The organism is Saccharopolyspora sp. NPDC045941 (genome assembly GCF_056431445.1).
On sequence record NZ_JBWKKU010000097.1, the window covers coordinates 1 to 17655 of the forward strand.

General features: G+C 71.9%; 19 protein-coding genes. 8 read left to right on the forward strand and 11 right to left on the reverse strand.

Going from position 1 to position 17655, the window contains the following annotated elements:
* Positions 1-115 precede the first annotated feature (115 nt).
* The gene (gene lipA, locus AC07FN_RS42425; protein ID WP_478400779.1) at positions 116-1117 is read right to left on the reverse strand and encodes a lipoyl synthase; all 1002 of its coding nucleotides are present in this window, start codon (positions 1115-1117) and stop codon (positions 116-118) included.
* A 102-nt stretch (positions 1118-1219) separates the two neighbouring features.
* Between lipA and AC07FN_RS42430 the strand changes: the two genes are divergently transcribed.
* Positions 1220-2053 (forward strand): hypothetical protein, encoded by an 834-nt coding sequence (locus AC07FN_RS42430; protein WP_478400780.1) that lies wholly within the window; start codon positions 1220-1222, stop codon positions 2051-2053.
* On the opposite strand, the gene AC07FN_RS42435 is transcribed toward AC07FN_RS42430, so the two are convergent.
* Positions 2046-2468, reverse strand: coding sequence for a VOC family protein (locus AC07FN_RS42435; protein ID WP_478400781.1), 423 nt, complete (start codon positions 2466-2468; stop codon positions 2046-2048). The genes AC07FN_RS42430 and AC07FN_RS42435 overlap by 8 nt on opposite strands.
* Before the next feature lie 106 nt (positions 2469-2574).
* On the opposite strand from AC07FN_RS42435, the gene AC07FN_RS42440 reads away from it, so the two are divergent.
* Both AC07FN_RS42440 and AC07FN_RS42445 read left to right on the forward strand, forming a co-directional pair.
* Positions 2575-2928: a helix-turn-helix domain-containing protein gene (locus AC07FN_RS42440; protein ID WP_478400782.1), complete on the forward strand. Its 354-nt coding sequence runs from the start codon at positions 2575-2577 to the stop codon at positions 2926-2928.
* Positions 2907-3257, forward strand: coding sequence for an MmyB family transcriptional regulator (locus AC07FN_RS42445; RefSeq protein WP_478400804.1), 351 nt, complete (start codon positions 2907-2909; stop codon positions 3255-3257). Before AC07FN_RS42440 ends, AC07FN_RS42445 begins: the two co-directional genes overlap by 22 nt.
* Here the strand turns inward: AC07FN_RS42445 and AC07FN_RS42450 are convergent.
* Positions 3193-3684, reverse strand: coding sequence for a hypothetical protein (locus AC07FN_RS42450; protein ID WP_478400783.1), 492 nt, complete (start codon positions 3682-3684; stop codon positions 3193-3195). The two genes, AC07FN_RS42445 and AC07FN_RS42450, sit on opposite strands and share 65 nt — an antisense overlap.
* Positions 3685-3802: 118 nt before the next feature.
* Between AC07FN_RS42450 and AC07FN_RS42455 the strand changes: the two genes are divergently transcribed.
* Positions 3803-4399: a TetR/AcrR family transcriptional regulator gene (locus tag AC07FN_RS42455; protein ID WP_478400784.1), complete on the forward strand. Its 597-nt coding sequence runs from the start codon at positions 3803-3805 to the stop codon at positions 4397-4399.
* A 49-nt stretch (positions 4400-4448) separates the two neighbouring features.
* Positions 4449-5393: an LLM class F420-dependent oxidoreductase gene (locus AC07FN_RS42460; protein ID WP_478400785.1), complete on the forward strand. Its 945-nt coding sequence runs from the start codon at positions 4449-4451 to the stop codon at positions 5391-5393.
* Between the two features lie 456 nt (positions 5394-5849).
* Here AC07FN_RS42460 and AC07FN_RS42465 read toward each other — a convergent pair whose 3' ends face one another.
* The 6 genes from AC07FN_RS42465 to lpdA all read right to left on the reverse strand — a co-directional run bounded on the left by AC07FN_RS42465 (position 5850) and on the right by lpdA (position 12574).
* A complete protein-coding gene (locus AC07FN_RS42465; RefSeq protein ID WP_478400786.1) occupies positions 5850-6320 on the reverse strand; it encodes a helix-turn-helix domain-containing protein in 471 nt (156 codons plus the stop codon).
* A 14-nt stretch (positions 6321-6334) separates the two neighbouring features.
* Positions 6335-7438 (reverse strand): serine hydrolase, encoded by a 1104-nt coding sequence (locus AC07FN_RS42470; protein WP_478400787.1) that lies wholly within the window; start codon positions 7436-7438, stop codon positions 6335-6337.
* Between the two features lie 74 nt (positions 7439-7512).
* A complete protein-coding gene (gene lipB, locus AC07FN_RS42475) occupies positions 7513-8259 on the reverse strand; it encodes a lipoyl(octanoyl) transferase LipB (protein ID WP_478400788.1) in 747 nt (248 codons plus the stop codon).
* Positions 8260-8302: 43 nt separating this feature from the next.
* Entirely contained in the window at positions 8303-9190 is an 888-nt protein-coding gene (locus tag AC07FN_RS42480; RefSeq protein ID WP_478400789.1) for a TIGR01777 family oxidoreductase, read from the reverse strand.
* A 210-nt stretch (positions 9191-9400) separates the two neighbouring features.
* The gene (gene sucB / locus AC07FN_RS42485; protein ID WP_478400790.1) at positions 9401-11149 is read right to left on the reverse strand and encodes a 2-oxoglutarate dehydrogenase, E2 component, dihydrolipoamide succinyltransferase; all 1749 of its coding nucleotides are present in this window, start codon (positions 11147-11149) and stop codon (positions 9401-9403) included.
* 54 nt (positions 11150-11203) lie between these two features.
* Complete coding sequence (gene lpdA, locus AC07FN_RS42490) at positions 11204-12574, reverse strand: dihydrolipoyl dehydrogenase (RefSeq protein WP_478400791.1); 1371 nt, start codon at positions 12572-12574, stop codon at positions 11204-11206.
* A 265-nt stretch (positions 12575-12839) separates the two neighbouring features.
* On the opposite strand from lpdA, the gene AC07FN_RS42495 reads away from it, so the two are divergent.
* Positions 12840-13184: an oxidoreductase gene (locus tag AC07FN_RS42495; protein WP_132482709.1), complete on the forward strand. Its 345-nt coding sequence runs from the start codon at positions 12840-12842 to the stop codon at positions 13182-13184.
* A gap of 96 nt (positions 13185-13280) precedes the next feature.
* Here AC07FN_RS42495 and AC07FN_RS42500 read toward each other — a convergent pair whose 3' ends face one another.
* Together AC07FN_RS42500 and AC07FN_RS42505 are read right to left on the reverse strand one after the other, a co-directional pair.
* Entirely contained in the window at positions 13281-13781 is a 501-nt protein-coding gene (locus AC07FN_RS42500; protein WP_093277666.1) for an OsmC family protein, read from the reverse strand.
* Positions 13782-13921: 140 nt separating this feature from the next.
* Complete coding sequence (locus tag AC07FN_RS42505) at positions 13922-15415, reverse strand: leucyl aminopeptidase (protein ID WP_478400792.1); 1494 nt, start codon at positions 15413-15415, stop codon at positions 13922-13924.
* A gap of 184 nt (positions 15416-15599) precedes the next feature.
* Here AC07FN_RS42505 and AC07FN_RS42510 point away from each other — a divergent pair, with 184 nt between their 5' ends.
* Together AC07FN_RS42510 and AC07FN_RS42515 are read left to right on the forward strand one after the other, a co-directional pair.
* A complete protein-coding gene (locus tag AC07FN_RS42510; protein WP_478400793.1) occupies positions 15600-16847 on the forward strand; it encodes an APC family permease in 1248 nt (415 codons plus the stop codon).
* 8 nt (positions 16848-16855) lie between these two features.
* Positions 16856-17530: a ribonuclease FAU-1 family protein gene (locus AC07FN_RS42515; protein WP_478400794.1), complete on the forward strand. Its 675-nt coding sequence runs from the start codon at positions 16856-16858 to the stop codon at positions 17528-17530.
* The last annotated feature ends 125 nt before the right edge of the window (positions 17531-17655 follow it).

The following is a 17655-nucleotide window of genomic DNA, read 5'->3' on the forward strand; positions in this document are numbered from 1 at the left end:
CGCGGTCAACGAACTCGGCCCAGCCATACACCTGCTCCCCGGAAGCCAGAACTGAATTTCTCAGTCCAACTTCCGGGGACCAGTTCAGGCGGCGGTGCCCTTCACGCGGAAAGCGTCAGCGGTTGAGGAGGCTGGTGGCCTCCTGGGCCGCGGTGCCGACCTTGGCCAGGTGGGACAGGTTCTCCGGCAGCGGCATGCCGCGGTGCACCGTGGCCTTGGCGTACAGGCGGCCGGCGCGGTAGCTGGACCGCACCAGCGGGCCCGCCATGACACCGGGGAAGCCGATCTCCTCGGCGGCCTTGGTGTGCTCGACGAACTCCTCCGGCTTGACCCAGCGGTCCACCGGGTGGTGCCGCGGGCTGGGGCGCAGGTACTGGGTGATGGTGATGATGTCGCAACCCGCGTCGTGCAGGTCCTGCAGCGCCGGGCGCACCTCTTCCGGCGTCTCGCCCATGCCGAGGATCAGGTTCGACTTGGTCACCAGGCCGGCGTCGCGGGCCATGGTGATCACCTTCAGCGACCGCTCGTAGCGGAAGCCCGGCCGGATCCGCCGGAACACGCTCGGCACCGTCTCCAGGTTGTGTGCGAGCACCTCCGGGCGGGAACCGAACACCTCGGCCAGCTGGTCCGGGTCGGCGTTGAAGTCCGGGATCAGCAGCTCGACGCCGGTGCCCGGGTTCATCGCGTGGATCTGCCGGACCGTCTCGGCGTACAGCCAGGCACCGCCGTCGGGCAGGTCGTCGCGGGCGACACCGGTGACCGTCGAGTAGCGCAGGCCCATCGCCTGCACCGACTCCGCCACCCGGCGCGGCTCCTCGACGTCCAGCTCGGCCGGCTTGCCGGTGTCGATCTGGCAGAAGTCGCATCGGCGGGTGCACTGGTCCCCGCCGATGAGGAACGTCGCCTCGCGGTCCTCCCAACACTCGAAGATGTTGGGGCACCCTGCTTCCTCGCAGACGGTGTGCAGGCCCTCGCGGCGGACGAGGCCCTTCAGCTCCTGGTACTCGGGGCCCATCCGTGCGCGGGTCTTGATCCACGACGGCTTCTTCTCGATCGGCGTCTGGCTGTTGCGGGCTTCCAGCCGCAGCAGCTTCCGGCCCTCCGGCGCGACAGTCACGACGACAGGCTACGCCCCTGACACAACCGGTTCGAGAAGGTGGGAGGGGTCACTACCAGGCGCTTCGGTTTCGCGTGATCTCGCGCGTCATACTGCACAGTCGTGTCGACAACCTCTTGGGCAGTTCGCCTCAGATGGGCGCCGTGGTCCCGCGTCGTGCGGCTGCACCTCGCCGGGGATCGCTGGCCGCGGCTGAGCGAAGGACCGATCTCGGTGGCGCTCCGGCTGGCCTGGCTCCTGCTGCTCGTGCCCGTGCTGCTGGGCTGCTGGCTGGAGCTGCTGCTCGTCCTGGTGCTGCTGCCGTTCGCGTTGATCGTGCGGGTCGCCGGGACGGGGTGGCGGCTGGAAGTCAGCAGCCGGGGTTGCCGCGCGGGCGTGATCCGGGTGGGCAGCCTGGCCACGGCTCGCCGGCTGCGCCGGTCCTTGCGCGAGCATCTGGGCACCAGTCCGGGGCTGGACGACGCGCGCGCCCTGCTGGCGGCCGAGCAGGCCGAGCTCCAGCCGGTGGAGATCAGCGCGCGGCGGTGGCGGCTGGTTTCCCGCCAGCTCAGCCCCTACGGACGCCGCCGCTGGTTCCTGTGGCGCCGCAGGCTTTCGTTCGAGGACGCGATGGACAGCCTGCCCAGCGGTCTCGGCGACGACCCGATCTCGGCGATCATCGCCATCCCGTTCGTGCTCTGGTTCGCGGTGCTGTTCACCGGCGCGACGCTGGAGCTGCTCGCGGAGATCGCGGTGCTGCCGGTGGTGTTCCTGCTCAAGCTCTGCCACGTGCTGGCGTGGCCGGTGGAGCTCGTGCGGCAGGACTCGGTCGAGCCGCAGGCCCAGGTGCGGGGCATGATCGCGTCGGTGCGTGCCCGGCGGGCGCTGACCGCCGGGCACGCGGTCCGGTTGCCGCTGCCCAGCCTGGTGCGACGGGTGCCGCAGCCGGTCAGCTGAGCTCGTGGGCGGCGGGCCGGTGGTGGACGTACTCGATCACCGCGCCGTCCGGGTGGCGGACCGTGAAGCCCTCGCCGATCGGGGCGCGGAACCGCTGCTGGACGAATTCCAGCCCGTCTTCCCGGAACCGCTCCTCGTACGGGTCGATGTCGGGGACCAGCAGGGTGCCGACGGTCCGGCGGAAGGGGGCCAGCGACTCGTCGGTGCCCGCGATGATCAGGAAACCGCCGACCGCGGTGAGCGCGAGGTCCTTCTCCGGGTACGGCATGACCATGTCGCGTTCGACGCCGAGCAGCCGCTCGTACCAGGCCGTGGTCGGTTCGAGCTGTTCCGCGGTGACGAACACCCGCACGAACGTCCGGGGCGCCGGCAGGTTCGAGGAGTCGGGGTCGCGGCGCCAGAGTTGTTGGGGCACGGGCTGTTCCTTTCGGTTCCGGGTGGACGCGCCCCAGCCTGTCCGGCTGCCGGGATCTCATCCAGGAGCCGGTTCATGCGGTGATCCCAGGTCATAGGCTGGCGACGTGAGCACCGCAGCGGACCCCCGGCGCCGGGAGCTCGGCGCGTTCTTGCGCGCGAGCCGGGAGCGGCTCGATCCGGCCGATTTCGGGCTCCCCGCGACCGGGCGGCGGCGGACGCCGGGGCTGCGTCGCGAGGAGGTCGCGGCGGCCTCCGGGGTCGGCCTGGCCTGGTACACGTGGCTGGAGCAGGGGAGGGTGCGGACTTCGCGCGAGGTGCTGCAGGCCCTCGCCGGACCCTGCGGATGGGGCTCGACGAGCGGCGGCACCTGTTGGCGCTGGGCGGTTTCGTGTCCGACGACGCCGGCGATGACGGGGTGGTCGAGCGGCTGCGGCCGATGCTGGACAGCTGGCCGCTGACGCCGGCGCTCGTGCTGAACCACCGGTTCGACGTCCTGGCGGGCAACGAGGCGTACGCGGCGGTGTGGCCGGAACCGGAGTTGTCCGGCCGCCCGAACCTGCTGCTGGCCTTCGCCGGGAGCGGGCGGTTGCAGGACCTGCTGGTGCCGGAGGAGCGGTTCCTCTACGAGCTCTTCCTCCGGTTCCGGGCGCGCGCCGACCGGTTCCCGGGCGACGACGTCGTGGACCGGTTGCAGGAGCTCCCGGTGACCGGCTCCGGGGCGGTCAGAAGCTGGGGATCAGCTTCCGGAGCCGGCCGCCGATGCACTGCGGGGACGGCTCCGGGGTGATGCGCACCAGCTGCAGGAACGCGCGGCCGACGCGGGCCACGTCATCGGCCGGTTCGGTGTGCTCGGCGAGCCCGGCGGCGATGGCGAGCAGCCGGTGCTCGCGGGCCATGTCGCCGCGCAGCACCGGATCCGATTCGTGCCGGTCCAGGAGGTCGCGGAGCACCGGATTGGCCTCCGCGGTGCGCCGCCACGCGGCGGTGACGGCCTGGACCCGGTCGGCGTGCGGGGCGTCACCGGTTTCGGCGAGCGCGACGCCGATGCGGCCGGTCAGCTGCTGGGTCCACTTGTACTGCAGGGCGCGCAGCGCATCGGTGGCGTCGAGGAAGGGCGCGGGCACCTGGGTGAGGGCCTCGGACGGGTTTCGGCTCGCGTCGTCGAGCACCGTCTGGATCGCCTGTTGCCGCCGGCGGAAGTCGTTCCAACTCATCTTCGCTCTCCGGGATCGGGCCCGGGGTGATACCCCAGGTGTGCGGCATACCGAGAGTATGTTGGTGTACCGACGGTACCACGAGTCCGTACCGCCGGTATGTCATAGGGTTGTGAGCATGGCGACAGCTCGACCACGGCGCGTGGAGTACTCGGAAAGCACCAGGCAGGCGCTGGTGGACTCCGCCGTCGAGCTGTTCACCGAGCACGGCTACGCGGGTGCCTCGCTGGACGAGATCGCCAAACGAGCCCGGGTCACCAAGGGCGCGCTCTACCACCACTTCGGCGGGAAGCAGGCGCTGTTCGAGGCGGCCTTCGACGCGGTGGAGACGAGCGTGGTGGCCCGCCTCGCCGAGGTCATCTCCACCGGCAGTCCCTGGGAGGCCACCCGGTCCGGGCTGCGGGCCTTCCTGGAGGTCTGCCTGGAGCCGTCCTACCAGCGCATCGTCGTGCAGGACGGGCCCGCGGTGATGGGCTGGGAGCGGTGGCGGGCGGCGGAGGAGGCCTACACCTTCGGCGTCGTCCGGGGCGTGGTCGGAACGCTGGTCGAGTCGGGGGACATCGTCCCGCTGCCGGTCGAGGCCCTGGCCCGCGTGGTGTTCGGCTCGCTGTCGGCGGGCGCCACCGCGATCGCCGGGTCGATGTCGCCCAAGCAGGCCCGAGCCGACATCGGCGAGTGCGTCGAGCGGGTCCTCGACGGGCTGCGGAACACGTGATCGGGCGGCGGTCGGCGCGGGCAGAACCCCGCTACTAGCCTCGGGGACCGTGAGCGAACACTTCAAGTTGCGGATCTTCACCGAGCCCCAGCAGGGCGCGACCTACGACGACTTGCTGCGCGTGGCCAAGCACGCGGAAGACACCGGCTACGACGCGTTCTTCCGCTCCGACCACTACCTGAAGATGGGGGCGGTGTCCGGTGAGCCCGGCCCGACCGACGCCTGGGTGACGTTGGCCGGGCTGGCCCGCGAGACCAGCCGGGTGCGGCTCGGCACGCTGATGACGGCCGGCACCTTCCGGCTGCCCGGGCCGTTGGCGATCTCGGTCGCGCAGGTCGACCAGATGTCCGGCGGGCGCATCGAATTCGGCCTCGGCACCGGCTGGTACGAGGAGGAGCACACCGCCTACGGCATCCCGTTCCCGCCGCTGAAGGAGCGGTTCGACCGCTACGCCGAGCAGCTGGAGATCATCACCGGGCTGTGGGGCACCCCGGCCGGCGAGCACTTCAACTACGACGGCCGGTACTACCGGATCGAGGAGTCGCCGGGGCTGCCCAAGCCGGTGCAGCAGCCGCGGCCGCCGCTGCTGATCGGCGGGCAGGGCAAGAAGCGGACGCCGGAACTGGCCGCCCGGTTCGCCGACGAGTTCAACCTGCCGTTCGTCGGCCTGGACGCGGCGGCGGAGCAGTTCGAGCGGGTGGCAGCGGCGTGCGCCGCGATCGGCAGGCCGCAGGAGGAGATCGTGCGGTCCGCGGCGCTGGTGCTGTGCGTCGGCAAGAACGACGCGGAGGTCTCGCGCCGGGCCGACGTCATCGGCCGGGAGCCCGAGGAGCTGCGCCTCAACGGCCTGGCCGGGACGCCCGACGAGGTCGTCGACAAGATCGGGGCCTGGCGGGAGCGAACCGGCATCACCCGCCTCTACCTCCAGGTCCTCGACCTCGCCGACCTGGACCACCTCGACGTGGTCGCCGCCGAGGTCGCCACCCGGCTCTGACCTCCGGACCGGGCCCACCCCCACGGGTGGGTTCTTCCGCAATTTCAATTGAGGTTTTTCCAACCTCGTTCTGCGTGGCGGTGCGGGTGGCGGAACCTCAGAGGCTCCCTGGTCTGTGGGTGCCCTGACTTGTGTATGCCCAATACACGGCGTCAGGGCCGTCCTCGGCGAGGGAACCCCGGAGGGGTGGGCACCGTGAACCCGCGGCGGTGCCAGTGTCGTAGGTGGGCTATGCGCCTGCGGCGCGTGCGACACCTCATCGACGTGCAGCTTTGCGATCCGCTGCTGCGGGCCGACCAGGATGAAAAACGCTCAATGGAAATCGGACCTTCGATTTCCATTGAAATTGCGGACCCCAGATCGGATCGGAGCCCGGAGCGGATCGGGCCGGGGCGGGGCGGATGGCGAGTAGTGGGTGCCTACGCGCGGCGCGGCCAGGCGGAGGCGCCCTTCGGGTCAGCGCGCGAGTTGGCCCGCGATGTCGGATGCCGCGGTGAGCAGGATCAGGGCCGGGATCGTCGCCTGGGCGCGCAGCCGGTAGGTGCCGCGTTTGTCCTGCTCCACCAGGCCGCACGCGGTCAGGCTCTTCAGGTGGTGGTAGAGCTGCCCGGTGGAGCCCAGGCCCGCCGCTTCCTGCAGGGCGGCGGCGGGCTGGGCGCCCTGCTGGGCCAGCAGGCGCACGATCGCGGCCCGGGCCGGGTGGCCGAGCGCGGCCAGCACGTCCGTGCGCGGGCCGTCATCCATGCCGAGCACCCAGGCCGGGTCGACGTGGATGCGCCACTCCAGCTCGACCGGTTCGGCCAGGCTGCCCTGGTACTGGACGACGCCGCCGCTGGGCTCGACCTCGTCGGCCCGCCGCCCTCCTTCGAGGGCGGCGACGCGCTCTTCCAGCGCGGCGATCCGCTGGTGCAAGTCCTCCGATGTCACCGGACGAGCTTGCCTCAGCCGGCCAGCGCCCGTGCAAGCCGGTCCCGCCACTCCGGCTGCTGCATCGCGAGCAGCAGCGGCAGGCCCGGATCGCCGGTGCCGACTTGTTCCAGCGTGATGTCGCCGTGCGCGAGCAGGGCGCCCCACGCGACCGTGCCGTCCTGACGGCGCACCGACATCCCGCAGGTCAGGACTCCGGGCAAGCTGCCGCCCTTCATGCCGATCCCGAGCACGCCCGGCGGCAGGTGGCCGCTGAGCGGGCGTTCCAGGTGGGTGCGGGCGGCCTCGGCCGGGACGCCGCCGGTGGCGATGGCGCGGTGCAGCGAGGCCAGCTGACTCGCGGTCGACGACATCGTCTTCGACCCCCACCTGAGCTGCTGCTCGTACGGCGGCAGGCCGTTGCGCATCAGCCGGTCCAGCACGCGTTTGCGCAGGTCGGCGTCGTTGCTGTAGCGCTGTTCCAAGGCGTAGCCGAAGATTCGCCGGGCCGGGGTGGGCAGCTGCGCCGGTGGCGCGAACTCGGGCAGCAGGAACAGGTACTCCGCGCACATGGACCGGATGTCCGGCCGCGCCCATCCGCCGGCCGCCGCGGCCTTGCGCAGCGCGGCGTCGCCGAGCCGGTTGCGCAGGAAGTCGGGGACCGCGCTGTCGCTGAACATGATCATGGCCGAGGCCATGTCGTCGAGCCTGACCCGGTGATCGGGGTCCGCCGCGTGCAGGCCGGTCGGATCGGTGGGGATGCCGAGGTGCTTGAGCGTGGTCGCGTGCGCGTTGCCGTCGGTCGGCACGTAGAAGCGTTCCCAGTCGCCGAGGCGGATCTGCTCCTCCGGGTCCAGCCTGCCTTCGGCGACGGCGGCGGAGTAGGCGGCCAGGTGCACGACCTTGACGGCCGAGGCGAGCGGCTGCGCGGCGTCCGCGCGGTGCAGCAGCCGGTTGCCGTGCCCGTCGTCGACCACGAGGCCGAACCCGTCGCGGTTCGCGCTGATCCAGGTCAGCCAGCCCTCGGGCGTCGCCAGGTCGGGCGGGGCGGCCGGTTGCGCGACGGCCGAGGGTGCGGCGAGCAGCAGCGGCACGGCGGCCCCGGTGGCGGCGAGCAGGCGGCGGCGGGACAGCGGCATGACATCCACTCCTCTAGTAGTCCGTAATTACGGAATTCTAGAGGAGTGGATTCCCGTTCGTCGGTCGACCCCGATCAGCGCAGGCTCGGGTCCAGCGAGAGCGTCACCCCGGCCGCGGTCGGCTGCTCGCGCGGGATGTTGCGCTCGCTGACCGGCAGCGTGCCGTCCAGCGCGTCCCGCACGCCCTTCTCGACCAGTGGCATCGCCTCGGTCACCTCGACCGTCCGGCCGAGCTCCGTGCTCAGCGAGGTGGTGCCCGCGTCGGCGATGCCGCACGGCACGATCCGGTCGAAGCTGGTCAGGTCGGCGTTGCAGTTCAGTTCCAGCCCGTGCATCGTGATGCCGCGCTGCACCCGGATGCCGATCGCCGCGATCTTGCGCTCCTGGCGGCCGTCGTCGGCCGGGAACCAGACACCGCTGCGGCCCTCGACCCGGCCCGCCTCCAGCCCGAACTGGTCGCACACCCAGATCAGCGCCTGCTCCAGGCGGCGGACGTAGTCGACCACGTCGATCGGGTCCGCCAGCTGCACGATCGGGTAGCCGACGATCTGCCCCGGGCCGTGCCAGGTGATCTTGCCGCCGCGGTCGACGTCGATGACCGGCGTCCCGTCCGTCGGGCGGTCCTCCGGCGAGGTGCGCTTGCCCGCGGTGTAGACCGACGGGTGCTCCAGCAGCAGCAGGGTGTCCGGGTTCAGCCCCTCGGCGCGGCCGTTGACCAGCTCGCGCTGCAGGTCCCAGGCGGAGAGGTAATCGATGGTTCCCAGGTTGCGCACGGCCATCGGATCGGCGGATGCGCGGCACGAAGTGTTGGCACGACTCACGCGGCCAGGCTACGCCCCGGGTCCAGCGGCGACGCTCGAAGGCTCACGACGAGACGGCCGCCGCCAGCGCCGCCCCGACCGACGGGTGCTGGAACGCGAAACCCTCCGACTCCAGCACCGTCGGCAACGCGCGCTGCCCGGTCAGCGCCTGGTCGGCGAGCTCGCCGAGGGCGATCCGGAGCGCGAAGCCCGGCACGATCCACGGCGCCGGCCGGCCCAGCGCCTCGCCCAGCGCGCGGGTGAACTCCGCGTTGGTGACCGGCGCGGGGCCGGTGAGGTTGACCGGGCCGGACACCTCGGGCCGCTCCAGCGCGAACCGGATGGCGCTGACCTCGTCGTCCAGCGAGATCCACGACATGTACTGGGTGCCGTCGCCGAGGCGGCCGCCGAGCAGCATCGAGAACAGCGGCCGGAGCTGGCCGAGCAGCCCGCCGGAAGGGGCGAGCACCAGGCCGGAGCGCAGTCGCACCACCCGCACGCCGGCGTCCGTGGCCGGCTTGGTCGCCGCCTCCCAGCGCTGGCACAGGCGGGCGAGGAAGTCGGAGCCCGGCTCGGACGCCTCGGTCACCGGCTTCGAACCGCTGTCGCCGTAGAACCCGACCGCGGACCCGTTCGCCAGCACCGGGACGCCCCGCTCGGCGACGGCCTCGGCGAGCACTTCGGTCGGCCGCACCCGGGTGTGCACCAGCTGCCGCTTGCGCTCCGGGCTCCAGCGCCTTTCGCCGATGCCCGCACCGCAGAGGTTCACGACCGCGTCGGCGCGGTCCAGCGCGTCCGCGTCGAGCTGGCCGCCCTCCGGATCCCAGCCCCGCTCGTCGGGGGCGGTCGGGAGCCGGCGAACCAGCCGGACCACTTCGTGCCCGGCCTGCCGCAACGCGGCTACCAGGGACGTGCCGATCAACCCGGATGAACCGGCGACAACCACGCGCATGCCAGGAATCGTCCCGCACCGGCGGGCGCGGTGCGAGCGATTCCGCCGGGATCGAAGCGAAAGGGCCGCCCACCGTGGAGGTGAGCGGCCCTTGCCGCTATCGCCGGATCATAGGCTCTGCTTCATAAGCGGCGGTAGCCGCTTGCGGTGTGGGACTCAGCCCGCACCGCCGCGGGTTCTCAGGTGTCCAAACCGCCTTCGAAACAGCTTTTAGAGGCCCAGGTCGGCCTCGAAGGCGCCTTCTTCCAGACGCTGCTTGAGCGTGGCGAGGAAGCGGGCGGCGTCCGCGCCGTCGACCAGCCGGTGGTCGTAGGTCAGCGCCAGGTAGACCATCGAGCGGATCGCGATGGTGTCGCCACCGTTCTCGTCGGCGACCACCACCGGGCGCTTCACCACCGCGCCGGTGCCGAGCATGCCCACCTGCGGCGGGTTCAGGATCGGCGTGTCGAACAACGCGCCGCGGCTACCGGTGTTGGTGATGGTGAAGGTGCCGCCGGAGAGCTCGTCCGGCTTGATCTTGTTGTTCCGGGTCCGCGCCGCCAGGTCGGCGATCTTGCGGGCCAGCCCACCGAGGTTGAGGTCCCCGGCGTCGTGGATCACCGGCGAGACCAGGCCGCGCTCGGTGTCCACCGCGATCGACAGGTGCTCGGCACCGTGGTAGGTGACCTGCTTGTTCTCGTCGTCGATCGAGGCGTTCAGCTTCGGGTGCAGCTTCAGCGCCTCGGCCGCGGCCTTGCCGAAGAACGGCAGGAACGACAGCTTGACGCCCTCGGCGGCCTCGAAGTTCGCCTTGGCGCGGTCCCGCAGCCGGGCGATGCGGGTCACGTCGACCTCGATCACCGTGGTCAGCTGCGCCGCGGTCTGCAGCGACTCGACCATCCGGCGGGCCAGCAGCTGGCGCAGGCGGGACATCTTCTGCGTCGTGCCGCGCAGCGCCTTGGCCTCCGCCGACGGCTCCGCGACCGGTGCCGGAGCGGCCGGTGCAACGGCGGCCGGGGCAGCCGCGGCGGCGGGCGCCGGGGCCTGCTTGGCGTCGATCGCGGCCTGCACGTCCTGCTTGCGGATCCGGCCGCCGACACCGCTGCCCTTGATCGCGGACAGGTCGATGCCGTGCTCGTTGGCCAGCTTCCGGACCAGCGGCGTCACGTACGGCGCACCGGCGGCCGACGCCGGCTCGGCCGGAGCGGCCGGGGCCGGAGGCGCGGGCGGCGCAGCCGGAGCGGGAGCCGGGGGAGCCGGCGGGGCCGGGGGAGCGGCGGGAGCCGGAGCGGCAGCAGCCGGAGCCGGCGGAGCGGCAGCAGCCGGAGCCGGAGCCGGCGGAGCGGGCGGTGCAGCCGGGGCCGGAGCCGCGCCGGCGGCGCCGATCACGGCGAGCTTGGCACCGACCTCGACGGTGTCGTCCTCATCGGCGGCGACCTCCAGCAGCGTGCCGGCCACCGGCGACGGGATCTCGGTGTCGACCTTGTCGGTGGAGACCTCCAGCAGCGGCTCGTCGACCTCGACGGTGTCGCCGACCTGCTTGAGCCACCGGGTCACGGTGCCTTCGGTGACGCTCTCGCCGAGCGCCGGCATGTTGACGTCCGTGCCCGTCGCGCCACCGGTCGGAGCCGGGGCGGCAGCGGGAGCCGGGGCCTCCGGCTGCGGCGGGGCGGGCTGCTCCGCGGCGGGTGCCGGGGCTGCGGGTTCGGCCGGGGCGGCCGGAGCGGGCGCCGCTGCTTCGCCGCTGTCGGCGATCACGGCGAGCTCGGCGCCGATCTCGACGGTGTCGTCTTCCTGGGCGACGATGCGCTGGAGCACGCCGGCGGCGGGCGACGGGATCTCGGTGTCGACCTTGTCGGTGGAGACTTCCAGGAGGGGCTCGTCGACCTCGACGGTCTCGCCCTCCTGCTTGAGCCACCGGGTGATCGTTCCCTCGGTGACGCTCTCGCCGAGTGCCGGCATCTGAACGGAGAAGGCCATCTGTTGCTGACTCCTCGTGGTGTGGCGGGGTGCTGGCTGACTGCGGAGCCGACGTCAGCCGTGCACGTGCAGCGGCTTGCCGGCCAGGGCGAGGTGCGCCTCGCCCAGGGCTTCGGTCTGGGTGGGGTGGGCGTGCACCAGGGGAGCGACGTCCTCCGGCAGTGCTTCCCAGTTGTAGATCAGCTGCGCCTCGCCGATGAGCTCACCGACGCGGTCGCCGACCAGGTGCAGGCCGACCACCGGGCCGTCCGTGGCGCGGACCAGCTTGACCGCGCCCTGGGTCTTGAGGATCTGGCTCTTGCCGTTGCCGGCCAGGTCGTAGGTGAACGTCTCGACCGAGCCGTACTGCTCCTTCGCCGCGGCCTCCGTCAGACCCACCGAGGCGACCTCGGGGTGGCAGTAGGTCACCCGCGGGATGCCGGCCTCGTCGATCGGCTGCGGGTCGAGCCCCGCGATGTCCTCGGCGATGAAGATGCCCTGCTGGAAACCGCGGTGCGCCAGCTGCAGGCCGGGCACGATGTCGCCGACGGCGTAGACGCCCGGCAGGTTGGTGCGCAGTCGCTCGTCGGTGCGGACGAAGCCGCGCTCCATGTGCACGCCGGCGGCGTCGAAACCGTGCCCGGCGGTGTTCGGGCCGCGGCCGACCGCGACGAGCAGCAGGTCGGCGTCGTAGGTCTCGCCGTTCTCCAGGCTCACCGAGACGCCGGCGGCGGTCGGGGTCGCGCCGGTGAACTTCACGCCGGTCTTGAACTTGATGCCGCGCTTGCGGAAGGCGCGCTCCAGGCGCTTGGAGACGAATTCGTCCTCGTTGGGCACCAGGTGCGGGAGGGCTTCGACGATGGTCACGTCGGCGCCGAAGGAGCGCCACACGCTGGCGAACTCGACGCCGATCACGCCGCCGCCGAGCACGACGACCTTCTCCGGGATGAAGTCGAGGTTCAGGGCCTGCTCGCTGGCGATGACCCTGCCGCCCAGTTCCAGGCCCGGCAGCGTCTTGGAGTAGGAGCCGGTGGCCAGGACCACGTTCTTGCCGGTGTACCGGGTGCCGTTGACCTCGACGGTCTTCGCGTCGACCAGCGTCCCGGCGCCCTCGACCAGGGTCACCTTGTGGGCCTTGGCCAGGCCCTGCAGGCCCTTGTACAGGCCGGCGACGACGCCGTCCTTGTACTTGTTGACGCCGTCGATGTCGATGCCCTCGAGGGCGGCGCGGACGCCGAACTGGTCGGCGTCGCGGGCGGAGTCGGCTACCTCGGCTGCGTGCAGCAGTGCCTTGGTCGGGATGCAGCCGCGGTGCAGGCACGTCCCACCGAGCTTGTCCTTTTCGATAAGGACGACGGACAGGCCTAGCTCGGCCGCGCGGAAGGCGCAGGCGTAGCCGCCCGAACCGCCGCCGAGAATGACCAGATCGGCGGACGTGTCGGTCACTTCGCACTCCTCGACAGGCATCGTTGACTAGCTGATGGCGCCGCCGGAACAGGACGTTCACGGGCGCCTGAGAGCCATCTTGTCACCACACGACGGGCGTACGCGACGTGGGCCGGGTGATCTGTGCTGCACTGCCGCGGATCACAACTGCGAGGTCGGCGCCGATCAACCGGGAGTGAACGGTTTTCACACACGCCCCATGTGGGCGGTGGCATCATCGGAAGCGTCTGCTGTTTCACATCCCCAGCGACGGGAGGCGAGTCCGGTGGGCCTGTTCGACCGGTTCCGCGGGAGGCGTTCCGGCAGGATGCGCGGCGCGAGCTCGGCGGACACCGAGCACCTGATCGGCTGGGCGGCGCAGCGCCGCGGCGTCGAGGGATACCTGGAGCCGCGCACGACGGTTACCGAGACGACGCTGATGCTCATCGCGCACGACGGCGAGTGGACCCGGCGGCGGGTGGACGGCCCGGCGGCGGCGCACCGGCTGACCCGCAAGATCGGCATCCCGCTCTACGAGGTGGCCAAGGTCGGCTACCCGCAGCGGATGCGGGACTACCAGGCCCGCCAGCGCATCCTCCGCGACCGCGACCGCAAGGCGGCCGACGGCTAGGGCCGTTCGCAGCGGATCTTCGAAGCGGCGCAGCCGCTCAGCCCATTCCGGCAACTCGCACCGCGATGCGGGGCGAGTCTGGAACGGCTTCGACCGTCAGTTCGCGATTCGGGTGGTCGGGGTGCAGTTGACCGGGAAGGTCACCGACTTCGCGATGTAGCAGAGCTCGTGCGCGCGCTCGTGCAGCGCCTCCGCCACGTCCACGCTCGCCCGGTCGGCCACCGTGACCTGGGGCGCGAGCCGCACCTCTTCGAACTGGCCGGAGCCGTCGGGGTTCTCGGCGAGGATCCCGCGCGCCTGGTCGTGGTAGCCGGTGACCACCACGCCGCAGTCCGCGGCCAGGTGCAGGAACCAGAGCATGTGGCACTGCGACAGCGATGCGACCAGCAGTTCTTCCGGGTTGTACCGGTCCGCGTCGCCGAGGAAGACCGGATCCGCGGATGCGTCGATGGCGTCCTTGCCTGCCGCGCGCACCTCGTGGGTGCGTTCGTAGCTGCGGTAGGAGCTGGTGCCCTGTCCGGTGTTGCCCGTCCACACCACGTCGACCTGGTAGCCGTGCCGGGCCGTGCTGGGCGCGGCCGGTTTCGTATCGGTCATCGACCCATCGTGACACCGCGGTGCGGGGCAGTGGTGATCCTTTTGAGTTTCACGTCACAAATACGCCACCTCGGCGGCGTAGAACTACTGGCCGTGACGGGGTCGTGGATCCGGCGGACCCACGACCCCGTCGGGACCGGTCAGCCCCGGTCGGCGATGTCGGCGAGGACCGCCGCGATGGTGCGGACCGGGACGCCCGTGCCGCCCTTGGGCGTGTAGCCCCACGGCGAGTTCGTGTTGTAGGACGGGCCCGCGATGTCCAGGTGCGTCCACTGCACGCCGTCGGCGACGAACTCCTCGAGGAAGATGCCCGCGGCGAGCATGCCGCCCCAGCGGTGCCCGGTGATGTTCGCCAGGTCGGCGAGCTTGGAATCCAGGTCGCCGCGCAGCTCCTCCGGCAGCGGCATCGGCCAGCCGCCCTCGCCGACGGCCTGCGACAGCCGCGCCACCCGGTCCCGGAAGTCCTCGCTGCCCATCACGCCGGGCGTGCGCTTGCCCAGCGCCACCACCTGCGCGCCGGTCAGGGTGGACGTCTCGATCAGGTAGTCCGGCTCGTCCTCGCAGGCGCGAGTGATGGCGTCGACCAGGATCAGCCGGCCCTCGGCGTCGGTGTTGAGCACCTCGACGGTCTTGCCGCCGTACATGGTCAGCACGTCGCCCGGGCGGTACGCCGTGCCCGACGGCATGTTCTCGGCCATCGGCACGGTCGCGGTGATGTCCAGCGGGTAGTTGAGCCGGGCGGCCAGCAGCATGGTGGCGATCACCGCGGCGGCCCCGGACATGTCCGAGGTCATCTCCTCCATGTTCGCGGCGGGCTTCAGCGAGATGCCGCCGGTGTCGAAGGTGATGCCCTTGCCGATCAGCGCGACCTTCTTGGCGGCCTTCGGGCCCTTGTGCCGCAGCCGCACCAGGCGCGGCGCGCGGGAGGAACCTGCGCCGACGCCGACGATGCCGCCGAAGCCCTGCTTGCGCAGCGCGTTGTCGTCGAGCACCTCGACCTCGAGACCGGCGGAGCGCCCCAGCTCGGCGGCGCGCTCGGCGAAGGACGCCGGGAACAGGTCGTTGGGCGGGGTGTTGATGAAGTCGCGGGCGGTGTTGACGGCCTCGCCGATCGCGGTGGCGCCCTTCAGCGCGTGCGCGTTCCCGTCCGCCTTGGCGTCGGCGACCAGGAAGTCCACCTTGGACACCGGGGCGTCGCCTGACTGCGACTTGTACTCGGTGTAGCCGTAGGCGCCCATCACCGTGCCCTGCACGGCGGCCGAGAGGTCCACAGCGGACAGCGTGCTGGCGGCATGCTCGACGCCGCCGAGCGCGCGGGCCGCGGCACCGGACGCCCGGCGCACCGCCTCGCCGGAAACCCCGCCGTTGGCCGCGGGCTTGCCCAGCCCGACCGCGACCAGGATGCCGGCGCGCAGCTTGCCGCCCGCGGGCAGCTTGACGACCTCGTCCGCCTTGCCGGTCGCGCCCAGCGAAACGAGGACCTTCGCCAGGTCTCCGTCGTACGCGGCGGCGACCTGATCGGTGCCGGGCGCGAGCCGCAGGCCGTCGGTGCCCTGGACGGTTCCGACGACGAGCGCGTCCGCGGTCAGCTTGGCCACCGCCGTGTCGGTGAGGGCGAGTTTCGGGGTCGTCACGTGGTCATCCTCCGGGTAACGCATCAACGCTGCGGTGTCAGCAAAGCTCTTCGCACTCTAGAACGCTCGGCAACCGGGAATCAGACCAGGACATCGGTCGGCGCTCGGGCACTCGGTCGTGACTACTCTCGCGTCAGCCGACAGGCGGCTGCACGCATCGGTGTTCGTCTGTAAGGGTGGTCCCGTGGCCCAACAGGTTGAATCGGCCGGCCGGCTCGCATCCGGTGCCGGTGCGGTCCCGCTCGCGCTCGGCGGGATGCTCGGCGCCGGGGTGTTCGTGGCACCGGCGCCTGCGGCCGCCGCGGCCGGGCCGTGGCTACCGTTCGGGCTGCTGATCGCGCTGGCGGCCGTCGTGTGTTCGGCATCGTCGACCGCGTACCAGTCCGAGGCCTACCGCGTGCCAGGCGCGGCTTACGTGTGCGTGCGGGCCCGGGTGGGCGTGGTGCCGTCGCGGGTCGGGGCCAGCGCGTACCTGGCCGGGCAGGTCGCCGGGATGGCCGCGATCGCGCGGGTGCTGGGCGACTTCTTCCTGCCCTCGGCCGCGCCGCAGGTCGCCGCGGCGGCGCTGCTGCTGGTCGTGCTCTCGGCGACGGCGGGGCTGCGGATCCGGGGCGCCGCCGCCTGGATCTGGCTCGTGCTGACCGTCGCCGTGCTCGGGCTCGTGGTGGCCACCTGCTTCGCGATCGAACCCGTGCCGCCGATCCCGGCCGGGCGCCCGCTGTCCGACAGCGCGGTGGGCATCACGGGTGCCGCCGCGGTGCTGTTCTTCGCGTTCCTCGGCTTCGAGCGGTTGACCGCGCCCGCCGCCGAGCAGGACCGGTTCGCCTGGTCGTCGATGAAGCGCGGCCTCGTGATCTCGCTGGTCGCGCTCGTCGTGGTGCTGTCGGCGGTGACCGCTGCGCTGGTCCACCAGCTGGGCTGGTCGCGGCTGGCGCTGTCGCCGATGCCGATCCGCGAGGTGCTGACCGCCGCCGCGGCCGCCGATCTCGCGCCGCTGGTCGGCATCGGCGCGGCGGTGGCGCTGCTGCCGGTGCTGCTGGGCGCGCTGGAGTCGTTCCGCGGGACGGCGTTGGCCCTCGTGCACGACCGAGACCTGCCGAGCCTTTTGGGACGCACCGGCAGCGCCGGGACGCCTTACGTGCTGGACCTGGTCGCCGGTGTGGCCGCTGCAGCGGTTGCACTGCTGGTGGAGCCCATTCCGGCGATGGCGTTCGCGGCCTGTTGCCTGCTCGTGCACTACGCCTTCGCGAACGCCGGTGCCCGGCTGCTGCTGACGGACGGCGAGGCCTGGCCGATGCGCGGGGCGTGCCTGGGGATGGGGCTCTCGGTCGTACTGGCTATGAGCATGCCGATTTCTGCGATGCTTGCGACGCTTGTTGTCGTTGTTGTCGGTCCTTTGGCGACGGGAGGTGTGTCCCGTCGCTGGAGATGAGGCGGGTCATGCTCAAGACGAGTGTTGCCAACATTCCCCTGAAATCCACCACCGAAACGCACAAGTGGGTGCCCGGCGACGAAGTCCACTACAACTTCTGGCGGCTGGACGGTTCCCTCGGCACCGTCCACCCGGCACGGGTGGTCGAGGACGACGGTGCCCACCTGCTCTGCTGGGTCCTGGACGGAACGCCGATCCGGGTCACCACCTCCCCCGACGGCCGCTCGCCGCGCCAGATGCCGTTGGCCGAGCGCTTCAACGGACCGCGGGTGCCGGCCAGGTCGACCTGGCGCGGCACTTCGACGCTGCGCCTGGTGTACGAGCACCGCTGGGCGTCGGTCTGGTGGTTCTTCGAGCCGGACGGCACTTTCCGCAACTGGTACGTCAACCTCGAAGTGCCGTTGGGCCGGGACGCCACCGGCGTCCGGCGCGTCGATGGCGTGCTCGACGTCGAGGTGTTCCCCGACGGGTGCTGGTCCTGGAAGGACGAACACGAGTTGGCCGACGCGCTGGCCGCCGGCCGGTTCGACGAGCAGCACCTGGACCGGCTGCGGTCGGAGGGTGAGCACATGATCGCGCTGGCCGAAGCGGGCCGGTTCCCGTTCGACGGGACCTACTGCGACGCCACGCCCGATCCTAAGTGGGCACTTCCGTCCCTCCCGGAGGGACTGCTGATCGCCTGATGAACCGGGGCCGGGGGGGGGGGGGGGGGGGGTGGGGGGGGGGGAGGGTGGGGGGGGGGGGAGGGGGGGGGAAGGGGGGGGGAGGGGGGGGGGGGGGGGGAGAGGGGGAGGGGGGGGGGGGGGGT

Excerpts from the sequence above, each read along its gene's own strand:
- AC07FN_RS42445 (WP_478400804.1), top strand. The coding sequence starts at position 2,907 with ATGCTGGACAGCTGGCCGCTGACGCCGGCGCTCGTGCTGAACCACCGG.
- AC07FN_RS42450 (WP_478400783.1), bottom strand. The coding sequence starts at position 3,684 with ATGAGTTGGAACGACTTCCGCCGGCGGCAACAGGCGATCCAGACGGTG.
- AC07FN_RS42455 (WP_478400784.1), top strand. The coding sequence starts at position 3,803 with ATGGCGACAGCTCGACCACGGCGCGTGGAGTACTCGGAAAGCACCAGG.
- AC07FN_RS42470 (WP_478400787.1), bottom strand. The coding sequence starts at position 7,438 with ATGCCGCTGTCCCGCCGCCGCCTGCTCGCCGCCACCGGGGCCGCCGTG.
- AC07FN_RS42480 (WP_478400789.1), bottom strand. The coding sequence starts at position 9,190 with ATGCGCGTGGTTGTCGCCGGTTCATCCGGGTTGATCGGCACGTCCCTG.
- sucB (WP_478400790.1), bottom strand. The coding sequence starts at position 11,149 with ATGGCCTTCTCCGTTCAGATGCCGGCACTCGGCGAGAGCGTCACCGAG.
- AC07FN_RS42500 (WP_093277666.1), bottom strand. The coding sequence starts at position 13,781 with ATGACCGATACGAAACCGGCCGCGCCCAGCACGGCCCGGCACGGCTAC.
- AC07FN_RS42515 (WP_478400794.1), top strand. The coding sequence starts at position 16,856 with ATGCTCAAGACGAGTGTTGCCAACATTCCCCTGAAATCCACCACCGAA.